The following is a 23,982-nucleotide window of genomic DNA, read 5'->3' as shown; positions in this document are numbered from 1 at the left end:
CCTACCGACGCTTGGTGAATACGAACACGCCGATGACGGCAAGACCGATCACGCCAGCCGCAACGCCAACGATGGCGAGCGGGTTGAAGCCAGACTGCTGCGCGGGAGCCTCAGCGGGCTTCTTAGCGGTAGTCGCGGCGGCCGAGCCCGTATCGGACTTGGAGCCGGACTTGCTGGACTTCTTATCAGACTTCTTGCTGTCCTTCTTGTCGGACTTGTCGGAATCCTTCTTGGAATCCTTGCCGTCCTTGGTCTCGGTCGTGGTCGCGGTCGACGACACCGGCTTCTGCCCAGGCGAAACAGCGCCGCCGCTCTGCTGGCCGTTCGTACCATTGCCGGAACCGGCGCCGGCACCGGCATTACCCGAGCCGCCGTTGGAGCCAGAGCCGCCGTTACCACCAGGGCTAACAGCATTCTTGACCCACTTGGCATACAGCGTCATATCCGCCGTCACCGCAACGCTAAAGTCATACGCCTCCGTACAAGCCTCGTCGGTATACCAACCAGCGAAGGTGTAGCCCTCGCGCGTCGGATCGGCAGGCTTGGTAATAGAGCCGTTGGCAGCCGTGGTCTGGAAATCCACCTTGGAGCCCTCGCCAGCGCTAAACGAAACCTTAACGCCAGCATTCAGCTTGAACAGCGTGCCAGAGTCGTTAATGTAGTACAAGTTGCCCTGGGCATCACAAGCGATTGGCGAGTCACAGTAGTTGTTGTGGCCTGTTGCGCTAAACACACCAGAAGCCTCAGCGTCACCCAACTTGTAACGATATACGCCACCGCCCGAGGTGTAGTTAACATAATCAGAGCTCTCGCCGTAGTTAACCGTGAAGTAGACATACGTGCCATCTGCCTGAGTGCTCACCAGCGGAGCGCCCTTGATGCCACCAAGTCCGGCTGGCAGTTGAGAGCCGTCCGCCGTCGTGACCAGCGTCGTGGCAAAGTTGTTGTTCAGGTCAACGATAGCAAGCGCTGAGCCGCCATTGACTTCGCCACCGATAATCAGTTTGCCGTCGAGCATCGTAGGCGCGCATGCACATCCCGTAAGGCCAAGGTCAACTACGCGCTCCTCGGTAATACGCGAAGCGGCATCCGCATCGCGTGAGTCGCCATCAGAAATCGCCAACACGTGCAGTTTGCCGTCGCGCGAGATTAGATAGGCATGGCTGCCGTCAGCCGAAAGCACACAGCTTGAGTTGACAAGAGCACCAACCGAAACACTTCCGAGCACATCGCCCGAAGACTTGCTGAGCATCTCGACGGTACCGGCACTGGTGGGGACCAAGACATAGTCATCGCCCACCGTCGCGCCCGTCCAGTAATAACCCTCGTCGGCATTGACATGCTGCCAAGAAACAGCGCCGGTCAGGATATTAATACGCGTCAGATGACCGTTATTGTACGTACTCGTTCCATAGTTGACATCAACGGTGCCCACATAGAGGTAATTGCCATCAACCGTCAGCTGAGAATTCGACTGAGCAGTCCTGCTCACGGAGTCAGTGACCCAAACCGTTGTGAGCGCGTCAGCCGTCAGGGCCTGGACCGCACCGCCGTCAAGCGGAACGATAACCAAACCGTTCGCATAAATCGGGCGCGAGGTGTAACCGACCGCAGTCTTAAGATTCGACTCGGCAAGGACCTTGCCCGACCCGGCGTCAATCTTTAGCAAGCGCTTGTTGACGGCAAGATACACGTTGCCGTTCACGACAATAGGCTCGCTCGCGTTGGGATACGCCGAACCAGAATACGCCTTCCAATCGAACGTCCAAGAGCTCGCCAACGCACCCGTAGGCGTCGAAACGTTCTCGACCACTGCATTGGACTTACCGTCCCAATCGGACTTCCAATCGGTCGGACGTGGGGCGCTCGGATTGACTACGACCTCGTCGGGATTAGGCACCGTATCGCCGGCAGCATAGGCCCAGACGATCTCGTCACCCGACTTGAGCACGTAGTCACTATCGAGCTGAGATCCGGGAACACCGTTAACAAAGTACGACCAAGCGCCGGCCAACTTAGTGCCGTCAAGCGGAGAGACAAGGCTGTGAACACCCCAGAAGCCCAGCTGATCGTACATCTCGGACTTGATGCCCAAGGCATCAAAGTAGGCGGCAGTAGCGTCCTTGATCGTCGTGCCCTTAACGAACACCTGCGTCGAAGGATCGGTCCAGCGCTGTGCCTTATCGTCCTTCTTGCCGATGATCTCCATCGAGACAGAGACCTGACCGGGCATGGTGCCATCGGAACCATAGACCCAGGTAATCTCATCGCCGGCCTTGAGCGTGTAGTTACCGGCGCCGACATTGGCCTTCTTGCCGTTGACAAAGAACTGCCAGAATTTCCAGGTGCTTTCGTTAACCTGCTCGGTCGAAAGCGTCACTTTCTTGTCGAACGGCGAGGTCAACGAGTTGAGGAACCAGCCGTACGAGCCCGTACCCGTAGCGGCACCAATTCCTGCCTGCTTAAAGATCTGCTCGGAAAGATCGGCGGCAGTTGCGCCCTCTTCCACCAGTGCAGTCGTAGGCTGCGCCCACGTCTGCTGAGCACCCGAAGCATCCTGGCCGATAACGGTGCAGCTTACCGAAAGCTGGTCGGTGGGCGCAGCGTCACCGTACTTCGAGTAGCACCAGACGACAGAGTCACCCGCATCGAGGGGGTAACTGCCAGCGCCAACCGACGCCGCAACACCATTGATAAACAGCTGCCAATAGGCACCCGTAGCGGAATCATACGCAAGAGTACGATCAGCGTCGAAAGGCGACGTAATGGAGTTGAGCACCCAGCCCCAAGAACCATTGGGGTCGTAGTCGGCCTCGAGGCCGGCCCGCTTAAAGAGCTCTTCGGAAAGATCGGCGGCCGTCGATCCATTCTTGAGCGTGTACTGCGTCGCGGCAGCCCACGTCTGCTGCTTGCCCTTGGAATCGACGCCGATAACTGTGCACGTCGCCGTAACCTCGGGATTGTTTTGACCGCTCGTGCCCAGAACCGTGATCTTTGCCGACACGTCCTGGTTGGCAAGCTTGGCGTACGTAGCGTTGTCGGGGTAACGCTCAGCGTAGCGAGCGTACTTCTCGCTCGTCAGACGCGAGGAAACGACAACCTTCGTGTTGTACTGCGGCTGCGTGACCTTGAGATTCTCTGCGGAAACAATAGAGCTGTTGCTCGACTTAAACAGACGCCAATCCTGCCCGGACATCGCGTCATAGCCAGGCAGATCCACCGGAACGATGCCAAGGGACGTCGAATCGGTCGTCGCTTTGTTATAGCTCCAGGCAAGGTTGCCGTCGGCATCAAGATAAGCCTTCTGGAACGCGTGCATGTCCGCCGAAACGGCATTGGCGTCCTGGCCATTCAGAATGGCGGCAGCATAGCCGGCCTTCGCCTTTTCCATAAGAGAAAGCTCGGCATCGAGCTCGCCCTGGTCCTGCGGGGCAATTGCAAAATCGAGCGTCTTGCTTGCCGTGACCTCGGCGTTGGACTTATCGGTCACCGTGAGGGTGATCTTGGTCTTCGCTGCCTCGGTGCCAGGCAGCGGCTGATAGACCGTGCCCTTGTAGCCGTTGAACGTAATGTCATCGGTGCTGGCGGAGTACTTGACCTTGTAATACTTGCCGTCGATATTGAGCGTGCTCGTGCGCGGCATCTGCAGGTCGGCGGTTAAGCCGTCCTTGTCCGCAACCGTTTTGGTGCCAGAGTACTTAATATTGTCGTAGGTAAAGGCCGCATCGACCTTCTCCTGCAACGCCTTCTTGTCGGCGGCAACCTTCTCGGGATCACCCTTGACGGTCACGGTGAAGTCGTGCGAGCCCTTAACGTCAGACGGGCCACCGCTCACAAACGAAACCGTCGCGGTCAGCGTTACGGTGCGATCGCTCGAAACGCGCGTCACCTTGCCGGTGTAGTCGTCCCAGCCATAACCGGACGGCCAAACAACATCGCCGTCGGAGCTCTTCCAGCTAACATCGAACTTGCTCTTGGAGCCTGCGCGGTACGGAAGCGTGAGGTTGGACGTAACGGACTCGGCCGAATCGCCCGCAGCGTAACCGATGGCAACCTGCTCGGCGGCATCGTCGAGCATCTGCTGCACACGAGCCTCGTCCCAAGCCACCTGAACCGTCTTGTTGGGCTGGTAATACTCGGTCTTCTCGCCGTCACGCGACAGCTCAAACACCACATCGGCACTACGCAGGCCGTCGATGTTGTAACCAGCGTAATCGTTGGGGTCAATGAAGAAGAACGTCACATCGCCGTTGGTCTTATCTTGGGCGTCGGAGATACCGACCGTGGCCTTGTCATCCTCAGCCTTAAAGGCAACGCCGCCCTCAGAGATCTTGACGTCGATATCGGTGAAGCCCAAATCGGCAAGCTGCGCCTTCAGGACATCGTTGACGTTGCCGCCCTTGGCGCTGTAATCAACGGCGATCTGCTTATTGGCATCGTTGAGCTTTTGGACTGCAGCCTCGAGCGAACCCGCGGCGATAACCTTGTTGGCGGAGACGAGCTCGACCGTCGAGCTACCGCTCGTGGCGACAGCCTTCAGATACTTGCCCGCGGCAGAAGCCGAAACCGTCGCCTCGGCGCCCGACATATCGGGCAGCAGCGTCCAGTCGGCCGCGGGAGCCTTCGCGTCGTCCGCCGTATACCAGGCAACAGTCGCCTGAGCGGTCACGTCAATGCCGTTGGTGGCCGAACCGTCGGCACGCTTAGCCTGCGCCGTCGCCTTAACGCTATCACCCGAGACGAGATGGACCGAATCGCTATTGATCTGTGGGTTGGCGATCACGCGCAGCAGGTTATACTCCCCCGCCTCGGTAACAGTGTCGGGCGAAACCCATTCAACGGTGTTGTCGAGAGCACTCGCCGTAACTTTGATGCGCTTGCCGACAAGCGCATCCGAAATAGTCAGGCTGCCATCGGTCGTATCGATGCCGTCGGTAAGCTCGGTCCAATCGGCATCGCCCTCGCCCTTGGCATACCACGCCATGGTCAACTCGGCATCGTCGGGCACGTCCTTGGTCGAGCCCGACCAGCTGCCCGGCACCTGCACACTCGGCGTGATCTTTGAACCCACGCTCAGCGTAACGTTCTTATCGGCAAGCTCAATGCCCGCCAGCTTGTACTGACCCTTAAGCGTCACGGGGCCGAGCGGAGCTACGGACTGCGTGCCGCCGGAGGAGCTCTTCTTCTGCGTGCTGGAAACGGTATTTTCGCTCGTCACCTTCACGCGCAGGTACTTGCCGGCATAGGCGGCGTCAACGGTATAGGTGGCCTCGGTGGCACCGGGGATATCGGTGTAAGCGGAGTCGTAGCTCGAGCTGCTATTTGCATACTGCCACTGGTAGGTCACATTATCGGTGCGGTCGATATTGCTATAGCGCGAACCGTCCTTTTTGCGCACCTTAGTCTTGAGCGTATCGCCTACGCGCACGCCATTGGTGGCGGGAGAGCCCTCGAACTGCACGTCATAGAGCTCCACTTGACCCGCAACGGAAACAGGACCCGCCGCATAGTAAGAAGAAGGCTTCTGCTCGCCGTAACCGCCGTTGGCCTTGGCCACGACGTAGTAGCCCTTAAGGGCAGCGGTCACTGTCAGTGTGTTGCCAGTCTCACCCTCGATAGGCGTGTTGCACGAGCTTGCGGCGTTCGAGGTGCCCTTATACCACTGCCACGTGACATGTGAATCGGTGGTAACGTCGGTGGAACCCGCCTTGGCGGTCGCCGTAATCGTGGAGCCAACCTCGACTTTGCCCGAGGAGGGGCTCATGGACACTTTGGTGATATTAATTGAACCGGTAGCCGCAACGAGAGCGCCCGTCGAGTTGGTCAAGCTATAAGAGCCGATCTTCGAAGACACCTTGCACTTGAGGTACTTGCCGCCCAAAGCGTCGGTAAGCTCGAGGGTCTCACCCGTGGCACCCACAATGTCGGTATACGTGCCGCTCTTGGCGTCAGAGCTCTGCCACTGATAGTTGAGCTTGCTCGCGTCGACGAACGCGCCGTACGCGCCGCCCTTCTCCTTGGCGCGGGCCTTAGCGGTATCCCCCACCGCAAAGACGCTCGTGTTGTCCTTGGTGTTAACGATGGATACGGCCGAAATCTCGACCGCACCGGCCTGTTTGACCTTGCTGGAAGTGGTCTTGCTCACCGTGTTGACGCCGGCAGTGGCCTCAACCTTAATGTACTTGCCCTCGAGGTCGTCGCCCACCACGAGCGTAGCGCCCGTCTCGCCCTCGATCTTGGTAAAGCCCGAGGAGGAAGAGGTGGAAGCGGACCAGGTGTAGGTGACCTTGGCGTCAGACCCCGCGGGGCTCGACCAATCCTTGTACGGAGTCGCCGTCAGGGTATCGCCTATGCTCGGCACGTCGCTACTCAGCTTGACGCTGTAAAGCTCCATTTGGCCGGCGCCCAGCACGGGGCCGGGGATGTAGTTGGGGTTAATGCCCGAGCCGTACGAAACCGAGGGGCCGAAGTAATCCTTGCCATCAACCGTTACCTTGCAGATGAAGTATTTGCCTTCCATCGCGGCGGTGACGGTGAGCGACTGCTCGTGGCCTACGACCTCGGTGTAGTCGGCGACATTGCTGCTGGCCCTGGTCGTGCCGGCGAGCCAGGTGTAAGTCCAGGTGCCGGGATTGACAACGGACTCAGTCGAAGTGCCGTACCAGTCGTCCTCGACCTCATCGTACATATTTGCCCAAAGCGTCTCACCGGCCTTGAGCGCGCCCGACTTCGTGGAATAGGAGCTGTCCTTATCCTTGGTGTCCTGAATGAAGACCTTGGCCTCGCTCGAAAGCGTTGTGGCGGACGCGGCGCCAACGGCGTTCTTCTGCTCCGAAGCAGCAGACGCCGCAGCAGAGTTCTCGGACTCAGTCACGTTGTCTGCGGCGGCGTCATCGCCATTCGCGGCACTCGCAGTTGCGCCCTGATCAGCGTCGGCGCCATCGACAGCAGCGCTCGCCGCCGCACTGTTCGCGCCAGTATCGGCAGCAACGCCATCGTCTGCCGCCGCGCCCTCGCCGGCCGTCGCAGCCTGAGCCACGGCCTCGGCAATGCCCTCGGCGCCCTCGGCCCAAAGTTGCGCCGGCGTGGTGCCAAAGGCCATGGCAAAGGCCAGGAACGCCACCAGGCCGCGCTTGGCTACGCCGCGGGCAATCGCTCCATGGCGACGCCACGAGGCACGCTGGCACTCGTCCTCAAACATATCCATTTGTCTCCTACTGTCTGCACTTGGGGCATTGCCCAGCGGCTGCCCCACGTCATCGCGCACATTGCGCTCGAGTACCCCCATCGGGGTCCCCCTTCCCTCCAGAGCCCAACGCGTACCGGCGGCATGCGCCGCGGCCATGTACAAGATGGGAGGCGATCCGACTTAACCTTACCGACCCGGGAGCGCCGTCCGATCTGCGACGCGACCATCCCGGGCCAAGAGGAATTACGGTTACTGGTACAGCCGGGGACTTGCACCCCGATTCTCCCAAACGCGCAGGAAAACCGCGCATTCGTGCGTCTCCGCACCACCATCTAGGCCATCGATTATTAACGTCAATATGGTAGCACGCAAAAGGGCCCCGCACACAGGCGAAGCCCAAGGTAAAAGCTATGGTTTGCGATAGAAAAGGGTGGGGATGGGGTGCCGAGCAAAATAACCCGTTTCCCCCGACCCCGGGAAATCGTTACCGCTTGCCGCCATGGCTGTTGCGCCAAATCTCGCGGCCCAGCATAAGTGCCAGCACCAGCGCGCTCACGTAGCCCAAAAAGCCAATGACCGGAATGCCGAACACAACCGGCTCGATGCGCGCGTAGTACACCACCGACGAACCGATAAACAGGCCGGCGATCACAATAGCCATCGACATGCGGTCGATAATCCCACCTAGCTGTCGCAGCGCCTTATCGCTGCTCATGATCTGCGTGTTCACCTTAAGCTGGCCGCGCGTGAGCATACGCGAAGCCAAGCCCAGATACTCGGCCGCCTCGAGCGAGCCCTTCGCCGCGCGATAGCTGCTCGCGGCAAGATCGCGTCCCATGTCGCGCACGCGCGCATAGGTGCTTTTTTCGTTTTTGATGTGCGCCTGGATAATCTGAATCATGTTGACGTTGGGCATATACTCGGTCAGCAAACCCTCAAGCGTCACCATGCCGCGCGCGAACATCGTCACCACGCTCGGCAGCTCAACGTCGTTTTTGCGCGCCAGGTTTAACAGCGAGGTCAAAAACTCGCCGATATCCAGATCCTTCAGGTCAAGGCCCGCAAAGTCAGCCACGATAAAGTCCAAATCGGACAAAAAGGCCGAATGATCGAGCTCAGCCGAGTCGCCACGCGTCACGGCGAAGCGCATGAGCGAATCCTTAAGCTTGGGCACGTCGCCCTCGGCCACGGCGAAAATCATGTCCTTGACGATACCGCGATCGTGACTCGACATGCGTCCGACCATGCCCAAGTCGATAAAGTAAACGATGCCGTCCTTGAGAATGATGTTTCCCGCATGCGGGTCGGCATGGAAAAAGCCGTCATCGAGCACCTGCGTCGAGTAGTCCTCGACGATTGCGGCACCGATCTTTTCCAAGTCATAGCCCTCGGCCACCAAGCGTTCAGGATCGGCGATCGAAATGCCGTCGACGTAGTCCATAACCACCACGTGCTCGGTGCACAGGTCCAGATAGGATTTAGGGCACGTCACGCCATGAACACTCTTATGGAACTCGTAGAAGTCGTTGAGGTTTTTGGCCTCGGCCAAAAAGTTGGTCTCCTCGCGAAACGAGGTCCACAACTCCTCGACTACGCCGTGCAGGTCAACGAATTGATCGGTGTTGACGAACTTGGAAACGATACGCACCACCGAGCGGATGATATCGATGTCCTGCGCCATAACCTGCTGCGCACCGGGGCGCTGCACCTTGACGGCCACGTCCTCGCCCGTCACCAGACGAGCGCGGTGCACTTGCGCGAGCGACGCGCTACCGAGCGGATTGGGGTCGATCGCGTCGAACATCTCCCCCAGGCGCAGGCCGTATTCTTCTTCCAGACAACTGAGTACGACCTCGTACGGCACCGGCTCCACGTCGGAGCGCAGACGACGCAGCTCGTCGCAAAAGCGTTGCGGCAGAATCTCGGACCGGTTGGCCAGAATCTGCCCCATCTTGACGAACATGGGGCCGAGTTCCTCGAGCAGGCGGCGCAAACGAACCGGCGTGAGGTTATCCCACACACGGTACTTTTTGACCAGGCGAACAATCTGCCCGATGCGTTCGCGACGACCCGCCGGCGTGAGCTGGTATTCCTCGTCCGGCGCCATCGCGTCGGGCTCCTCGGGGACCATATCGACAGCGCGCGGCTTCTTGCGAGCGCCCGAGACGGCGGCATCGACCTCATCGACAACCGCCGCCTCGTCACCCAAGGGATCTAGATTGTTGTAATCGGTGGTGGAATCTGCCATCTGCGCTGCTACTCGGCCTCTTCGGTATCCTTCGCATCGTCGGGCTCAACAGACTCGACGGGCACCGAGGTCACGTTGTCCTCGACCGAATCGACGATGTCGCGCACATGGGCCAGGAAGGCCGTGCGCTCGGGAGCGGTCATAACGCGGACGCGAGCCAGGATGAGCTCGTCGAGCACGCGCTGTGCCGCAGTCTCGCCCTGCATGCCCAAGCGCTCGGTCAGATCGGAGATGGTACCGCCGGCCTGCTCGAACATGTCGGACACGCTGCGGGCGATATCGGGGGTGGCGGTGTCCTTGCGGACCTGCTCGCCTTTGGTGTTAAGGTCGTCGAGGACCTTCTTGCCGCCTTCGACAGCAACGGCGGCAGCGCCAAAGCCCACGTTGATGGCACCGTTAACAAGCTGATCGAGTTTCATAACCATGGTTGTCTCCAATCACAAACAACTGCATTGGCGTTCTTGTACCCAAGATTGAGTGAAAGCGACAAAGCGTTTTAGCGCTATTCGATCGACGGGAAATCCCTATCTCACGTTGTCGTTCATCGCGAAAGAGTTCTTCATGGCGCAGCTCGTGGTGTAGAGCACCTTGCCCAACAGGGCATCGGTCTCCACGCGCACGAGCTCGGCAAACTCCTCGTTGGCGCGTGCAAGCTCGGCAGGCACCTCGGCCTCGGGCAGAACGGCTACGGCAGCGTCGACGTCATGAATCTGCTTGTGGCCCATGCCGCCGACCTTCTCCTGATAATCCTCGACTGCGCGGCCGCACTCATGGAAGCGGACGTCGGCCAGCGCGCCGATCAGGCGGTTGGCCCAGTAGAAGTTTTCGGACGTCACGCGAGCCTGCGTGTCGGCATAGTACTCGGGCATGGTCTCGACGTTGGCGTACAGCGGAACCAGCGCGTTAAACGAGTTGGAGCCAAACGCCATCCACTGCACGGCGCGATAGGCCGGCTGCGCATAGGGACGCAGCTGCAGCACGGCGAGCTGGCTGTTGCGGTTGATACCGATGGGGCGATAGGCGCCGCGTGTGGCGGGCGTGCCCTTGCTGCCGTAGCAGTCGTACTCCGTGCCCTGGTAGTGGCTCGAAAGCACGTACTTGATGTCCTCGATGGTCACCTTGCGCTCGGGCACGCGGCTCCAGGGGATATCGTCGCTCTCGGGCGTGTAGTCGGCCTCGGGACCGTCCCACACATCGCTGGGGTTGAGGCAGCGCTGCATGTACCACGCGCGCGGCGTGTTGTAGACATGGTCGCTGTCGCTGTGCGAGCCAAAGGCCTCGCGCGGGTTGAAGACCGTCGCCGGACCGTCGCCCTCAACGCCCGGCGTCAGGTCCAGATGCCACTCGGCCATCCAGGCGCGCAGGTCGGCGGAGCACATGTGGTCGGCCTGGGCGCCCTCGGCGTCATCCAGGTCAAAGCTGTCGATACCCAGCTGGTTGGGCATGGTCACGTAGGCGTCATCGGGCACGCGCTTGGCGATCCAGTGGTGGCCGCCGATGGTCTCGAGCCACCAGATCTCGTCCACGTCGCTAAAGGCAATGCCGTTGTTCTCGTAGGTGCCATAGCGCTCGAGCAGGTCGCCCAGAATGCGTACGCCGTCGCGGGCGGATTTGGCATATGGCAGCACCAGGGTCACCATGTCCTCCTCGCCCAGACCGCCGGGCTGCGCCGGAACATAGCCGTCCTCGCCCTCCTTGCCCTTGGCGGGCACGTAGTCGACGAGCGGGTCGGCGCCGCGAACGCGCTCGTTGGTGGTGAGCGTCTCGGTTGCGGACATGCCCACATTGAGCTCGTTGAAACCGGCCTCCGCCCAGATGCCGTGGCCCGGGACAACATCGGGAACGCTCGTGTAGCGCATGGGGTTATCGGGCAGCTCAACGGTCAGGTGGCTCAGGACGCTCGTGTAGACGCGCGGCTGCTCGTCGGGATGCACCACGCGCATGCGCTTGGGCTCAAACACCCCGTTGGACGAGTCCTCGTTGCGGGCAACCAGCGTCGAGCCGTCGTAACTCGCGTTCTTACCAACCAAAATCGTTGTGCACGGCATGCGCATCCTCCTTGAGCGAAGAAATCAAACGGCAACAGTGTATCGCTTCGGCACAAAAAGGGCGAAACCGCGACCTCGGCAACCTCTGTGGTCAAAAACGCCTATTTCGATGCGCGCTCCGCCGCCTCAATCACGTGCTTGGCGAGAATCGCGGTGGTCACAGCCCCCACGCCGCCCGGCACGGGAGTAATGGCACCAACAACCGGCTCTGCAGCATCAAAATCAACGTCCCCGACCAGCTTGCCAGCGGCCTCGTCCCAATTAATGCCAACATCGATAATCGTCTGGCCATCGCGAACCGCATCCGCGCCAATCGTGCGCGCGCGTCCAACGGCCGCAACCATAATATCAGCCGCACGGCACTCGGCAGTCAAGTCACGCGTATGCGTATGGCACGTCGTTACCGTGGCATTGCGAGCCGTAAGCATGGCGGCAACGGGACGGCCAATCACCAGCGATCGACCGACGACCGCGACCTTGGCCCCATCCAGCTCAACGTCGTAATGGTCCAGCAACGCCAACACAGCCTCGGCCGTGCAGGGAGCAAAGCCCTCGCCTCGCCCCGAAAGCGTGGTAAGCAGCGAGGCCGGCGTCATGGAGTCAACATCCTTGGCGGGATCGAGTGCCGCGGCAACCGCATCCTCGTCAAGCCCAGCGGGCAACGGACGAAACATCAGGCAGCCATGAACAGCGGGGTCGGCATTGATGTCCTCGATGGCGGCCAACAACTCGTCCTGCAAAACATCGGCGGGAAGCAAAATGCGGCGAGCCTCAATGCCAACCTTTTCGCAGCGCTTGAGGGCGCCGCGCTCGTAGGACAGGTCGTCCTCGCGCTCGCCCACACGCACGATGGCCAGCGTCGGAACAACGCCGCGCTCGCGCAGGGCTGCGCAGCGAGCAGCATGTTCCACGGTCAAAGCGCGAGCAACGGGAGCACCCTTCAGCAGTTCAGCCATGGCTATCCCCTCTTCCTTGCAGCGTCGGAGGCGCGGCGCGCCAGCGCATCGGCGCGCGGCAACCATGTGTCGAGCAACTCATCACACGCCGTCTCGAGCTCCTCAGCACGAGCGCGATCCTTCATAGACGTGGTGTTCGCAAAGAGCGTCAAACTCGCGCCCTGCATAGCGGCACGGCAGAACACGGCGCCGCACGCCACATCGGACAGCAGCTGACGCGAACCCTTATCGGCCATGTCCTCGAGCAGCGCCAGTGCGCGCCCGCAGGCATCCATAATGCGATACGGCGGCATGGCTGCCACATGCAGCGCATCCTGAATCGCGGTCGCTCGAGCCGGATCGTCACGCGGAATACCGTACGCCGCGGACACCCGCCTGTAGGCACGAACGTCCTCGGAAACCAACTCGACAAGCTCCTGGGCCAGCTCATCAGCCTGGGCAAACGCGCGCGTCAGGTCATCCGCACGATCAGCAAGCGCGGGATTGGTCGCACCGTAGCGGGCAACCATTCCACACAGCGAGGCGCCCAGCGCGCCCACAAAGGCGCTCGCGCTGCCACCGCCGGGAACCGGCTCGCGCGCGGCCAGCGCCTCGGCAAACCCGCGACAGGTCTTGTCCATCATCTCTTGGCTCATACGCATGCACCTTCAAGTCATATAGATCGGTCGGGCGGCAACCGCCGGCCAACCGCATCAAACACGTAATGATGCTAAGTCTAGCCCATAAGCACATAAGCGTCAGCACACCTGGCCATCGCGGATTTCTATGACGAACGATAGGCGTCGGCACCGGCCCTCCCCTCTTTTGCGCCCGCGCATATTGCCACTTAACGGCGCAAATCCGGCACCCAGAATGGGACACATGGCCCACCCTAGCGAGCCGTCCGCGCGTACAGTAAAGGCAGGTAATCCATGGGCGGTTACAGATCGAGGAGGACACGACCATGAAAAAGAAGGCCTTTGCGATTCTCACCCTCTGCATGAGTCTCTTTGCCGCAGTTGCCCTGGTGGGCTGTGGCGGAAGCGGTGGAGCTACCGGCAGCGGTGGCGGTGCGGAAAAGCCAGCCGTGGATATGAGGACCGACTTCATCTGGTTTAAGGTCGAGGTCCCCGAGGGCGTCGAGGTCACCGACGTCGCAGGCGATACCGCCGACAGGGCCCAGTTTAAGTTCACCGAGAGCGAGCACGCCAGCGATCGCTTCATCCCCGTCTTCGATCCTGACAAGAACGCCGACGAGCTGTTCGACTACGAGGCAAAGTGGAATGCCAGCTTTGAGTGGACCGAGAATGACCCCGTCAAGTACAACGGCAAGACTTGGCGCAACGCTTCCTATACACACTCGGGCGGCGTGACGACTGAGTACTTCACCGAAGCAGGCGGCGGCAGCGTCTACGTGCGCATCGACAACGTCGAGGAGCACAAGGATGCCGTCGAAACCATGATGAAGTCTCTGGAATTTGCCGATGATATCGCCAAGGCCAAGACCGAGGCCATGGATGTTAAGCTCGACGATATCGAGATTAAGCGCTAAGCGACTCGCGAGCGCAACGAAAAACACGAGCGCAGCGCCAACAAGCGGCGGTGCCCCAGCGTTTCGTACTAAGGGAGGATCGGCTCGCCGGCCCTCCCTTTCTTATGCCGATAGCCGGCGAACGCGAGGGTGCCGGACGGCAAAACCACCCCCAGCGCGGTAGCAACACAAATAGACAAGCGCCCCAACGCGTCCGCCCGCCGATTAATAGCACCGCGCAGACAATTAAGCCAACACGTTTAGACATCCGGGCAGTATAGTGACCAAAACGAGCGCATAACCGCACCCCGCGAATGGAGGAGTTATGACCGAACACCACGCCATCAGTCGTCGAGCATTTACGCTGGGCCTAGGACTCGCAGCATTGTCGCCATTTGCAAGCCTGCCCGAAACCGCGGCGCTGGGCCTTCCCGTGCGCGCGGCATTTGCAGAAGACACGCCCACACCGGCGGCCACCCTCGACAAGTTCATCATTCGCCTTCGCCCCGCGGGCTATTTTCGCACCGCGAGCGTCAACCAAGACGGCAACGTTCGCGGCAACGTCTGCCACCTGTTTAATGACGGCACGTCCAGCAAACTCATCCTTGAACACGTAGTGACCGATGCAGATAATACAAATTGGTATGCCATCCGCACCTTACTCAATTTCGAAGAGCATAAAAAGACGGGCTACAGCATTTGGTCGGTCGACGGCGACTCGGACAAAGATGGAAAGGTCATCCACGTATGGAGTGGCGAGTATGACGACAAGCCCAGCCGCGCTTTTGCGTTTAAACGCCAGTCAAACGGAACCTATATCATCCGAGACCGCACGGTCGAGAAAGAAACCGAGAAAAAAGACATTAAGTACCTGGCAATAGAATCGGACGGCAAAGACCAGGACAACAATAAGATCTGCCATAAGAGTAAGAGCATTCCGTGGGAGCTCGAACTTATCGGTTACGATATGAAAAAGAACGATGCCACGGTTAGCAGCCTCGACTGGATCACGTACAGCAGCTACGTCGACGGGCCCTGTTGGATGAAATACGTCGACAACAGCAAGTTCCTCGACGAACTGAGCATCCCGGGCACGCACGATTCGGGCACCTGCAGCGTGGACAATGACACCGAGCCCCAATCCTCCCAAGCAAAATGCCAGCAGGATTACATCCCCACGCAGTTGCTCGAAGGCATTCGCTACTTTGATATCCGACTTGGAAAGAACGACGAGAACGGCGACCCCGGCATCGACCACGGAGCTTGTTACCTGCTCAAAAAAGACGGGAACTTTATGCATCTCTCCGATGTCATCGGGTACTTCAATACGTTTTTGAGCGAAAACCCGACAGAAGCGCTCATCATGCTCGTGTCGCGGGGCAATGGCGAGGCTACCAACGAAAGCCTCACGACGGCCTTTGGCAAGGTTTTGGATGAGAACCCCGACCTGTTCTACACATCGAGTCGCATCCCCACGCTGGGCGAGGTGCGCGGAAAGATCGTCCTGCTGCGTCGGTTTGGGCTCGCCGGCAACAGCGTAAGCAGCCACACATGGGGCCTCGACCTCACCCAATGGGACGACAAAATCGCAGCACACACCGACAGCACCTCCATGTGTCTCGTTCGAGACGAGCGGGGCTTTGAAGCCGTGGGGAAAACGGGTGACGAAGAGCCCTATTGCACCAAGGTATACGCCCAGGACCATTACGAATGCACAGGAACCGACAAAATCGGCTGGGTCGATATGGCGCTGCAGGAGACAACCAAGCTCGCCCGCATCATGGTGGACGTCGAGGACAATGACGGGGCCAAGGTAAAGGTCCTGGAGCACAGCTGGTGTATCAACTACACCAGCTGCACGAACTACAAGCAAGGAAGCAATCCTTTTACCGCAGCACGAGTGGTCAACGAGCATCTATACAAGAGCCAGTATATAAACAGCACCGGAAATGAGAGCACAAAGGAGGACTGCCTCAAGCACATTGGCATCATTGCGTCCGACTTTGTTGATGCGGCACTGGCCCGAAGCATCTACCAGCGCAATTACGATGCGAAGCACAAGCAGACCGTTTCGTACTACCTCCCGACCCGTATGCGCATGACATACGGCGACTCGTTGAGCGATGCCTCACTCCGGGATGGAAAGACCGTTGGCGAGGGTCGTTTCCGCCTTGTCGACAGCAGTAACGTACTCAACGTGGCAGCTTCGGGCAACACGTTTGCTATCGAATACGTGGATGTCGACGCCCTGGGCAACGAGACCGTTACGGAACTGCAGGGTTCCGTGCCCATCGATATCGACCCGCGCGCATTGACGCCCCACTTTGAAGGGCTCGAGGGCCTTAAGGCCGGCGAGGACGTGCGCGCAAAGATCGCGGCGCCGCTCGACGGCAAGCTCGAAGGCGATGCCTGCACCGCCCAGCTCGAGTTTATGCACGATGCAAACGGCGCTCCGGGCACGGCAATGGCCGAGGATGAGGCATTTGCCGCGGGGACGTATTGGGTGCGTGCGAAAGGCCTGTTGGGCGACGCGGCGCAAAACTACACGCTCGCCACCGACGGAGCCGCAAGCTTTACTGTGACGACTTCGGGCAACGCGGACGGTGCAGGCAACACCGGCACCGGCACCAACGCGGGCAGCGCCAACAAGAACGGCAGGGGCAACAAGAGCAAGGAATCGGGCGAGAAGCTCGCCGGCACGGGCGACGGCTCTGGCATCGTCGCCGGGCTCGCCGCTGCCGCCGTGGCGACAGCGGTCGCCGGCGCGGCAATGCTTGCCAACGATCGCGAAGACAGCGAAGGCGCTAGCGAATAGGCAAGCCGACCCTTTTGGACACATCGACCCGACGAGGGGCGCAGGACACCGTTCTGTGCCCCCAATTTTTACCTTGGCCCGAACGCCGCCATAGGCTACATCACCATATTCAGCACGTTAACAAACTCCTGGGCCTTCGCACGGCTGCTCAGGCTAAAGACGCAAGCAGTCAACAGCCTGTTACGCAGAAAAACATCGCGGCCTTTGATTCTATTGACGCCCGTGATGTCCTTAAGGTAGACAATCTCGGTGTGCTTGCCGCCGAAAGCGCCCTTCTTGAGCACCTCGATACGGTTAGGGTAGATCTTGACGTCTTTAAACCTACCCGAACCCTTGTCCTGAAACAGCAAGGTGTTGTTGTCCATGCGTGTCACTCCCATGGGGTTCGCTAAAACTGCCTCTATGGTCACATTTTAGTCACTTCGGGAATCCCGCACGAAGGCGCTAGGTGACATGGGAATTCGAGTCTTTGATTCGGACGGCGTCGTCGACGCTGTGCCATGTGGCTCGCTGGGCGGAGGTGGGACGTTCGGCTCCGACCTAAACGACGCCGTCGAAAGCGCCGCTGATTTTCTCGCATGTATGGTCGACGATCACCTTATGGGTGGCGTCGACCTGCCTGCGCCGGACTTTGGCCACGAGCCGCAGCACGGTGGCAAAATTATCGCCGTGGCCGTCAGTTGCGAACTCAACGATACCCCCGCCGTCACCGCAGCGGATGCCGCGCGCATGCTTGGCGTTAGCTCGGCAAGAGTATCGCAACTGATAAATGCTGAACTGTTGGATTCATGGAAGGATGGCACCAAGCGAATGGTGTCCAAAGCTTCCATCGAGGCACGACTCGCCGACGCACCAAAGGCGGGACGCCCCAAAGAGGTCCCTATTGCTGTATAAGGCGAGGCTACTGCGCACTTTTATTCCACACGATGTTTTCAGCCTGGTATAAACAAGTTCAATACCAGAATGCAAATCCAACCATCGTGTCTAACTACGAAAGGATTTTCGCCTTTTCTGCAGCAAACTCTTCCTCGGTAAGTACTCCACTATCACGCAGCGCTGCAAGTCTCTCGGGCCTTGCAACTACATCACCACTATCCACCAGCGTCTCAATAGTCTGTGAAACCTGCGGATACTGCTCGAGCTCCTTCGATAGGGCATCGACTATCTCGGCAATATTCTTTGCATTTTTGCCCCCGTTTAGTACGTTTGTCCTGACCTTAGATGACGAGTTGACAGTAACGCCAGATCCACCTTCAACTGGAACAACCGAAATACTGACATTTTCACCCCAGGACCAAAGGCTCATACCAATCTCGGCTGCAACTGTTCTTGTTGTGGGCGATGCGCTATCAACTTTTACTTTAGGTAGCTTTTCCATAGCTGCCTTCAAGGCATTAAACGTGTCGTCAGGAGAATACGGTATCTGAATCTGAAGCTGCTGATCGGCAAAACCCATAATCCGACCTCCGCTTTTGCAAGATTAAGGCTATCGGCAATGTTAGCACGTTCCCAGCACTTTTAAATTCATCTAATGACCTTGTGATGCAGCCCGACACCCCGGCACTACTCCCTACTTCCCAAATAGCGCACCCAGAAGACCACGGCGCTTGGGCTTCTCTTCTCGGTAGGAACCCTCGACGGCGGCTGTAACCTGGCGCGGTTGCTCGCCGCCTCCACGGCGCACGATCTGATATAGGAAGGGTGATTTAACGTATTTGACCTCGATGGGCGTGGCATGCACAGTGCTTTCACCGGACAGATGCAGGCTCGGGTTGAGTGGCGCCACCACATGCGTCTCGCGCTTGTCGCTAAACACCACCGCGGCCGCGCGGCCCGTCTGGCCGTTTACGGCAATGCGCACCTGCTCGCCATCGCGGCTGTCTGTCGCCGGACGATCGACAAAGTAGACCGGCACCATCAGCAAACCATCCTTGTGCTTGCGGGCCTTGCGCGCCCAGGTGCGGATGCTCTTTTTATTGAGCCCCAGCACCGCCTCGGCATCGTTGCCGGCAATGTCGAGCGCCAGCTTATCAATGACCACCTGGTCCTTGGTAGATGCATCGACGGAGACAACGCGGAAGTCACCTTCCTGCATGGCCGGGTCAAACGGCCCAACCTTGGCAAAGTCCCACGGCTCCAAAATCCCCATAAGGCGAACGTCCAGGTAGTTTGCCCTGGAATACGCCCAGTCGAGCACCTCGTAGTACACCAGGGTCTCCTTGCTCAGCCCCTTGCCCGGGAAGGACGCCATCATGCGTAGATCCGCGAGCGCCATGGGGAAGTAGAAGAGCATCATGTCATTTTGAATCGCGTCTTCCACGTCGTGCCCGGCAAAGGCGTCGGGGTACTGGCGCACCAGCTGCAGCGCGTTGGCACGTGCCTGCTGCGGCGAGATTTCGCAGGGAATACCCTGCTCAGGTACATACTCCGCACCAACGCCCATAGTCAGGCGCTTGCTAAAGGTACCGGGTTTGAGCAGGTCGGCAACGCCGATCGTATTACCGCAGGACGGGCACTCAAACACGCGCTGGGTCGATGACCCCTCAAAGGACGCACCGCAGAAGGGGCAGGGAATGCTCACGTGCGCTGCCTCTTGGAACTCTTGAGCCGTGCCGCGGTCCTCCCACAGCAGATGCTCCAGAACCGACTGGTTGCGCCAGTACGAATTGAAGAAATACCAGTCCGGGTCCTCCGGGCGCTCGAGCTGCGACACATAGGTGAGCTTAAGCAGTCCATCGACAACCGTCAGTGGCGTATGGCGAATGCCCAGGGCGCTCTTGGGCTCCCCCGCATCGGCCTGCCACGGAACGACCGTGCCGCAATAGGCGCACTCAAAGCTGCGTTTAGCCTGGTGTGAGTACATAGGGCCGCCGCAGTTTTGGCATTTAATGGCAAACATCTCGTCCATGGATACGTCCTCCTTTGCGCAGGGGCTGTCGACATTAAGTATGTCGGGCGGGCAGGCACATGCCCATACCCATGTGGCCCAAAATGGAGCACCCGGTCGGACAAGAAGCCCCACTCGTTAGCACCAGCAGACCATTGCTGCATTTTCTGAGCATCGGCGCACGGTGCGCCCATGCGAGCTACACTATCCCCTTAACCATGATTGTGAGGACGATTGCCATGCTATTTGTAAATCGGCTGGTACATACGCTTGTTCCCGGCAGTGAGGACGAGCCGGTCGATACAACTTGTCGCACCAACGCGGGCTTTGCCGCAAGCCTTATCTGCATTGGCCTCAACATTGCCCTGTGCCTAGCCAAGGGCATCGCGGGCCTGCTCGCCGGCTCCGTCTCGCTCATCGCCGACGCCTTCAACAACCTCTCCGACGCCTCGAGCAACATCGTGAGCCTGCTCGGATTCCGCCTTGCCAGCCGCCCGGCAGACGAAGGCCACCCCTATGGCCACGGCCGCTACGAATACCTCGCCGGCCTGTTTGTCGCCGTCCTCGTTTGTGCCGTCGGCATCAACCTGGTGCTCGAGTCCGTTACCAAGATCATCAAGCCCTCCCCCACCGCCTACACGCTCGTTTCCCTTGCGGCACTGGCTGCGTCCATGCTCGTTAAGCTCTGGATGGCCGCGTTTAACCGCACGCTGGGCGACCGCATCGACTCGGAGACGCTCATCGCCACGGCGCAGGACTCCAAAAACGATGTCATCACCTCGGGCTCGGTCTTAGCAGCGGCGCTTATTTCGCAAACGACCGGCTTTGACCTCGACGGCTGGGCGGGCCTGGGCGTGGGCGTCTTCATTTGCATCAGCGGCATGGGCCTGGTGCGCGACGCCATCAGCCCGCTGCTGGGGCAAGCGCCCGACCCCAAGCTCGTCCAGGAAATCCGCGACAGGATCATGTCGTACCCCCAGGTCCTGGGCACGCACGACCTCATGGTACACGACTACGGCCCCGGCCGTCAGTTTGCCAGCGCACACGTGGAAATGCCCGGCGAGGGTGATGCCTTTGAGCACCACGAGATTCTGGACACCATCGAGCACGATATCAAACGCCAGATGGGCATTGGCATTACGCTGCACTGCGACCCCATCGCAACAACCGGTGATGACCTGCGCGGCTGGGTCAAGCGCGGCGTAGCGCAGATCGACCCCGCGCTTTCCATCCACGACCTGCACGAGCACGACGGGTTCGTTTCGTTTGACCTGGTGCGTCCCGACGACTTTGACATATCCGACGAGGAGCTGTTGGAGCTCGTCACGCGCATCGTGCACGAGCGCCGACCCAATGCCTCATGCGTCGTTACGTTTGACTCGGGCTTTAGCTCGCCCGACCGTCCGGCCGAGCAGCTGTAGCCCGCTTAACAGCTAGTTTCCCTGCGCGCCCGAGATGCCGTTTTGCAGTGCATTCCAGGCACCCGTCGCCATGTCGCCCAAGTTCTGCGCGGTGTCGCCCAGGTTTTGTGCCGTATCGCCCAGCTCTTGCGCCTTGTCTCCCAACTCCTGTGCCTTGTTGCTCAAGTCCTCCAGCGTATTGGAACTCGAGCTGTCGGTACCGCTTTGGCCGTCGGGCGAGTTGCCCGAGCTATTCTTGTGCGTGAGTTGAATTTCGAGGTTGCCGCTGTCGTTATAGTAAGCAGAAGTAACGACCCAGTTGGCATCGATGACGGGCGTTGAGCCATCATCAGTCAGGACCACGGCATTCGAAAGATTGGCGCCGCGCGACTTGAGAAGTTTCTTGGCGTTGGACCAGTACTGCCCCGGGATATCGCTCAGATCGACGGTGCTAGACGAGGCGGACTCGGTTTGCTCGGCAGCGGTATCAGCCGTTGAACTCCCTCGCTTGTTGAGCATGCCCGACACAATGGCAAACACAACCGACAGCGCAAAGAAGATCGCCAGCACGATGAGGATCTTCTTGATCACGCTCGACGAACGCGACGGCTTCTTCTCCTCGTCCTCGCCATATTGCGGAATCGACTTGGGGTACTCGCGATACGGCTCGCGCGACTCGTAGCGAGACTGCGCCGTGCGAGGCATATACGTCGTCTGCTGAGGCTGCGGAATGGGATTTTGCGGCAGGTCATCATAGGGATTCGGCGTCGAGGCGGCATAAGAATCCTGCGGCGCGTAATCAAACGGGTCCGGAGCTGCGTTGCCATAGGGGCCTTGCGAAGATACGGCATAAGAATCCCGCGCTGTGTCGCCATAGCCCATAACCCGGGTTGGCTCGGCAGAAGGCTGCGTCGCGGCGGGGTCGGTATAACCGGGGTTGGGAACAACGCGGGTCGCATCGGCGCTATCGCCAGCCTGCGCGGAACCGTAGCCGCCCATCACGGTTGTCTTGTCCTGATCCATGCAACGATTCCTTTCCGTCGCCCGTAAGCATCAAGTTATCCATGCATTCTACCCGCGCAAAAGCCCGTGACGGACAGAGCCCGTCCATATCTACAAGACAAGCGCGGCTAGAAAACAAAAGCCCCGCCGGGCCTTGTGGGCACGGCGGGGCGGACAAGCAGCTATGGGCAGCAGGCTTAGAACAGGCCGGTAATGTTGCCGTCGTTGTCGACGTCGATGTTTTCGGCCGCGGGAACCTTGGGCAGACCCGGCATGGTCAGAACGCTGCCAGTCAACGCAACCACAAAGTGGGCACCGGCGGAAACCTTGAGCTCGCGCACGGTGATGCGGAAGCCCTCGGGAGCGCCCAGCGCCTTGGCGTTGTCGCTAAAGCTGTACTGCGTCTTGGCGACGCACACCGGCAGGTTGCCAAAGCCGTTCTCGCGCAGCTCGGCGAGCTGACGCTTGGCAGCCGGCGTAAAGTCGACACCATCGGCGCGGTAAACCTTGGTGGCGACGGCCTCGAGGGCATCGGCCACATCGGCGCCGTCCTCGTAGGCAAACTTGAGCTCGCTCGGCTGCTCAATCAGGCGCATGACCTCATCGGCCAGGTCGAGCGCGCCCTCGCCGCCCTTGGCCCAGACCTCGGAAAGCTTAACGTTGACGCCGAGCTGCTGGCACTCGGACTCGATGAGCGCAAGCTCGGCCTCGGTGTCCGTCGGGAAGCGGTTGATGGCGACCACGCAGGGAAGACCATAGACGTTCTGGATATTGTCAACATGGCGCAGCAGGTTAGGCATGCCGGCCTTGAGGGCATCGAGGTTCTCGTCGTTGAGGTCGGCCTTGGCAACGCCGCCGTTGTACTTAAGCGCACGGGCGGTGGCGACAATCACGACGGCGCTGGGACGAACGCCCGTCATGCGGCACTTGATGTCGAGGAACTTCTCAGCACCCAGATCGGCGCCAAAGCCTGCCTCGGTAATGGCGACATCGCCAAAGCGCATAGCCATGCGCGTGGCCATGATGGAGTTGCAGCCGTGGGCGATATTGGCGAAGGGGCCGCCGTGGACAAACGCGGGCGTACCCTCGAGCGTCTGCACCAGGTTGGGCTTGAGCGCATCCTTAAGCAGCGCAGCCATGGCGCCCTGAGCCTTGAGGTCGCGGGCGCGGACGGGCTCGCCGGCAAAGCTGTAGCCGACGACGATCTCGCCCAGGCGCTCCTTGAGGTCGTTGATGCTCGTGGACAAGCACAAGATCGCCATGACCTCGGAAGCAACAGTAATGTCGAAGCCATCCTCGCGCGGCACGCCCTGGGCCTTGCCGCCAATGCCGTCGATAACGTGGCGCAGCTGACGGTCGTTCATGTCGACGACGCGCTTCCAGGTGATGCGCTTAACATCGATACCGAGCTGGTTGCCCTGCTGAATATGGTTGTCGAGCATAGCGGCCAGCAGATTATTGGCGGCACCGATAGCGTGGAAGTCGCCGGTAAAGTGCAGGTTGATATCCTCCATGGGGATGACCTGGGCCCAACCGCCACCGGCGGCGCCGCCCTTGACGCCAAAAACGGGGCCGAGCGAAGGCTCGCGCAGGGCCACGGCGCTCTTGACGCCGCGACGGCGCAGGCCATCGGCCAGACCGATGGTCGTGGTGGTCTTGCCCTCGCCGGCGGGCGTGGGGTTGACGGCGGTCACGAGGACGAGCTTGGCCTGGTGGTCAGTCGGCTCGTTGAGCAGTGAATAGTCGACCTTAGCCTTGTCGAAGCCGTACGGAATCAGGTGCTTTACGTCGACGCCGGCGTTCTTAGCCACCTCGGTAATAGGCAGCGGCGTGACGGAACGTGCGATTTCGATGTCAGTAGGCATGGGCGGTCCTTTCGTTACCGGATGAGAAAAAGACCAATTCAGCATAGCACGGGCGCGCAATA

General features: G+C 59.9%; 15 protein-coding genes. 4 read left to right on the top strand and 11 right to left on the bottom strand.

The genetic code is table 11. From position 1 onward, the window contains the following. Position 1: 1 nt before the first annotated feature. The 6 genes from DXB53_RS07650 to DXB53_RS07625 form a co-directional block, all read right to left on the bottom strand. Positions 2 to 7,288, bottom strand: coding sequence for a DUF4430 domain-containing protein (locus DXB53_RS07650; protein ID WP_158556508.1), 7,287 nt, complete (start codon positions 7,286 to 7,288; stop codon positions 2 to 4). 385 nt (positions 7,289 to 7,673) lie between these two features. After that, positions 7,674 to 9,437, bottom strand: a complete 1,764-nt coding sequence (locus tag DXB53_RS07645) for an AarF/ABC1/UbiB kinase family protein (protein WP_117583987.1) — start codon at positions 9,435 to 9,437, stop codon at positions 7,674 to 7,676. 8 nt (positions 9,438 to 9,445) lie between these two features. After that, positions 9,446 to 9,862, bottom strand: a complete 417-nt coding sequence (locus tag DXB53_RS07640; protein WP_117583986.1) for a hypothetical protein — start codon at positions 9,860 to 9,862, stop codon at positions 9,446 to 9,448. A 99-nt stretch (positions 9,863 to 9,961) separates the two neighbouring features. After that, a complete protein-coding gene (locus tag DXB53_RS07635) occupies positions 9,962 to 11,485 on the bottom strand; it encodes a C69 family dipeptidase (protein WP_117583985.1) in 1,524 nt (507 codons plus the stop codon). A 101-nt stretch (positions 11,486 to 11,586) separates the two neighbouring features. After that, positions 11,587 to 12,441: a bifunctional 5,10-methylenetetrahydrofolate dehydrogenase/5,10-methenyltetrahydrofolate cyclohydrolase gene (locus tag DXB53_RS07630; protein WP_117583984.1), complete on the bottom strand. Its 855-nt coding sequence runs from the start codon at positions 12,439 to 12,441 to the stop codon at positions 11,587 to 11,589. A gap of 2 nt (positions 12,442 to 12,443) precedes the next feature. Continuing rightward, positions 12,444 to 13,076: a cyclodeaminase/cyclohydrolase family protein gene (locus DXB53_RS07625; RefSeq protein ID WP_158551663.1), complete on the bottom strand. Its 633-nt coding sequence runs from the start codon at positions 13,074 to 13,076 to the stop codon at positions 12,444 to 12,446. A gap of 308 nt (positions 13,077 to 13,384) precedes the next feature. Here DXB53_RS07625 and DXB53_RS07620 point away from each other — a divergent pair, with 308 nt between their 5' ends. Together DXB53_RS07620 and DXB53_RS07615 are read left to right on the top strand one after the other, a co-directional pair. Further along, positions 13,385 to 13,972, top strand: coding sequence for a hypothetical protein (locus DXB53_RS07620; RefSeq protein ID WP_117583982.1), 588 nt, complete (start codon positions 13,385 to 13,387; stop codon positions 13,970 to 13,972). A gap of 304 nt (positions 13,973 to 14,276) precedes the next feature. Continuing rightward, positions 14,277 to 16,766, top strand: coding sequence for a phosphatidylinositol-specific phospholipase C (locus DXB53_RS07615; RefSeq protein ID WP_117583981.1), 2,490 nt, complete (start codon positions 14,277 to 14,279; stop codon positions 16,764 to 16,766). A gap of 95 nt (positions 16,767 to 16,861) precedes the next feature. Here DXB53_RS07615 and DXB53_RS07610 read toward each other — a convergent pair whose 3' ends face one another. Further along, positions 16,862 to 17,131 carry a hypothetical protein gene (locus DXB53_RS07610; protein ID WP_117583980.1) on the bottom strand — a complete coding sequence of 90 codons (270 nt, stop codon included), beginning with the start codon at positions 17,129 to 17,131 and terminating at the stop codon, positions 16,862 to 16,864. An 88-nt stretch (positions 17,132 to 17,219) separates the two neighbouring features. Between DXB53_RS07610 and DXB53_RS07605 the strand changes: the two genes are divergently transcribed. Then, complete coding sequence (locus DXB53_RS07605) at positions 17,220 to 17,660, top strand: helix-turn-helix domain-containing protein (RefSeq protein ID WP_117583979.1); 441 nt, start codon at positions 17,220 to 17,222, stop codon at positions 17,658 to 17,660. 94 nt (positions 17,661 to 17,754) lie between these two features. Here the strand turns inward: DXB53_RS07605 and DXB53_RS10065 are convergent, their stop codons facing one another. Together DXB53_RS10065 and DXB53_RS07595 are read right to left on the bottom strand one after the other, a co-directional pair. Further along, positions 17,755 to 18,222 carry an SHOCT domain-containing protein gene (locus DXB53_RS10065; RefSeq protein ID WP_117583978.1) on the bottom strand — a complete coding sequence of 156 codons (468 nt, stop codon included), beginning with the start codon at positions 18,220 to 18,222 and terminating at the stop codon, positions 17,755 to 17,757. Between the two features lie 114 nt (positions 18,223 to 18,336). Beyond that, the gene (locus tag DXB53_RS07595; protein ID WP_117583977.1) at positions 18,337 to 19,674 is read right to left on the bottom strand and encodes a hypothetical protein; all 1,338 of its coding nucleotides are present in this window, start codon (positions 19,672 to 19,674) and stop codon (positions 18,337 to 18,339) included. A gap of 218 nt (positions 19,675 to 19,892) precedes the next feature. On the opposite strand from DXB53_RS07595, the gene DXB53_RS07590 reads away from it, so the two are divergent. Beyond that, complete coding sequence (locus DXB53_RS07590) at positions 19,893 to 21,074, top strand: cation diffusion facilitator family transporter (RefSeq protein ID WP_117583976.1); 1,182 nt, start codon at positions 19,893 to 19,895, stop codon at positions 21,072 to 21,074. A 12-nt stretch (positions 21,075 to 21,086) separates the two neighbouring features. Here the strand turns inward: DXB53_RS07590 and DXB53_RS07585 are convergent, their stop codons facing one another. Continuing rightward, a complete protein-coding gene (locus DXB53_RS07585) occupies positions 21,087 to 22,076 on the bottom strand; it encodes a hypothetical protein (protein ID WP_089572154.1) in 990 nt (329 codons plus the stop codon). A gap of 176 nt (positions 22,077 to 22,252) precedes the next feature. Further along, positions 22,253 to 23,920: a formate--tetrahydrofolate ligase gene (locus DXB53_RS07580; protein ID WP_117583975.1), complete on the bottom strand. Its 1,668-nt coding sequence runs from the start codon at positions 23,918 to 23,920 to the stop codon at positions 22,253 to 22,255. Between the last annotated feature and the right edge of the window lie 62 nt (positions 23,921 to 23,982).

Source organism: Collinsella sp. OM04-5, from assembly GCF_003439125.1.
Taxonomy (GTDB): Bacteria; Actinomycetota; Coriobacteriia; order Coriobacteriales; family Coriobacteriaceae; genus Collinsella.
The sequence above is the reverse complement of the archived record's forward strand: the minus strand, read 5'-3'. Positions and strand labels throughout refer to the sequence as shown.

Bases quoted from the DNA above. Each gene is read 5' to 3' on its own strand.
- DXB53_RS07630 (WP_117583984.1), bottom strand. From the start codon at position 12,441: ATGGCTGAACTGCTGAAGGGTGCTCCCGTTGCTCGCGCTTTGACCGTG.
- DXB53_RS07590 (WP_117583976.1), top strand. From the start codon at position 19,893: ATGCTATTTGTAAATCGGCTGGTACATACGCTTGTTCCCGGCAGTGAG.
- DXB53_RS07595 (WP_117583977.1), bottom strand. From the start codon at position 19,674: ATGGACGAGATGTTTGCCATTAAATGCCAAAACTGCGGCGGCCCTATG.
- DXB53_RS07605 (WP_117583979.1), top strand. From the start codon at position 17,220: ATGGGAATTCGAGTCTTTGATTCGGACGGCGTCGTCGACGCTGTGCCA.
- DXB53_RS07645 (WP_117583987.1), bottom strand. From the start codon at position 9,437: ATGGCAGATTCCACCACCGATTACAACAATCTAGATCCCTTGGGTGAC.
- DXB53_RS07640 (WP_117583986.1), bottom strand. From the start codon at position 9,862: ATGGTTATGAAACTCGATCAGCTTGTTAACGGTGCCATCAACGTGGGC.
- DXB53_RS07625 (WP_158551663.1), bottom strand. From the start codon at position 13,076: ATGAGCCAAGAGATGATGGACAAGACCTGTCGCGGGTTTGCCGAGGCG.
- DXB53_RS10065 (WP_117583978.1), bottom strand. From the start codon at position 18,222: ATGGGTTTTGCCGATCAGCAGCTTCAGATTCAGATACCGTATTCTCCT.
- DXB53_RS07610 (WP_117583980.1), bottom strand. From the start codon at position 17,131: ATGGACAACAACACCTTGCTGTTTCAGGACAAGGGTTCGGGTAGGTTT.
- DXB53_RS07580 (WP_117583975.1), bottom strand. From the start codon at position 23,920: ATGCCTACTGACATCGAAATCGCACGTTCCGTCACGCCGCTGCCTATT.
- DXB53_RS07650 (WP_158556508.1), bottom strand. From the start codon at position 7,288: ATGGGGGTACTCGAGCGCAATGTGCGCGATGACGTGGGGCAGCCGCTG.
- DXB53_RS07635 (WP_117583985.1), bottom strand. From the start codon at position 11,485: ATGCCGTGCACAACGATTTTGGTTGGTAAGAACGCGAGTTACGACGGC.
- DXB53_RS07620 (WP_117583982.1), top strand. From the start codon at position 13,385: ATGAAAAAGAAGGCCTTTGCGATTCTCACCCTCTGCATGAGTCTCTTT.
- DXB53_RS07615 (WP_117583981.1), top strand. From the start codon at position 14,277: ATGACCGAACACCACGCCATCAGTCGTCGAGCATTTACGCTGGGCCTA.
- DXB53_RS07585 (WP_089572154.1), bottom strand. From the start codon at position 22,076: ATGGATCAGGACAAGACAACCGTGATGGGCGGCTACGGTTCCGCGCAG.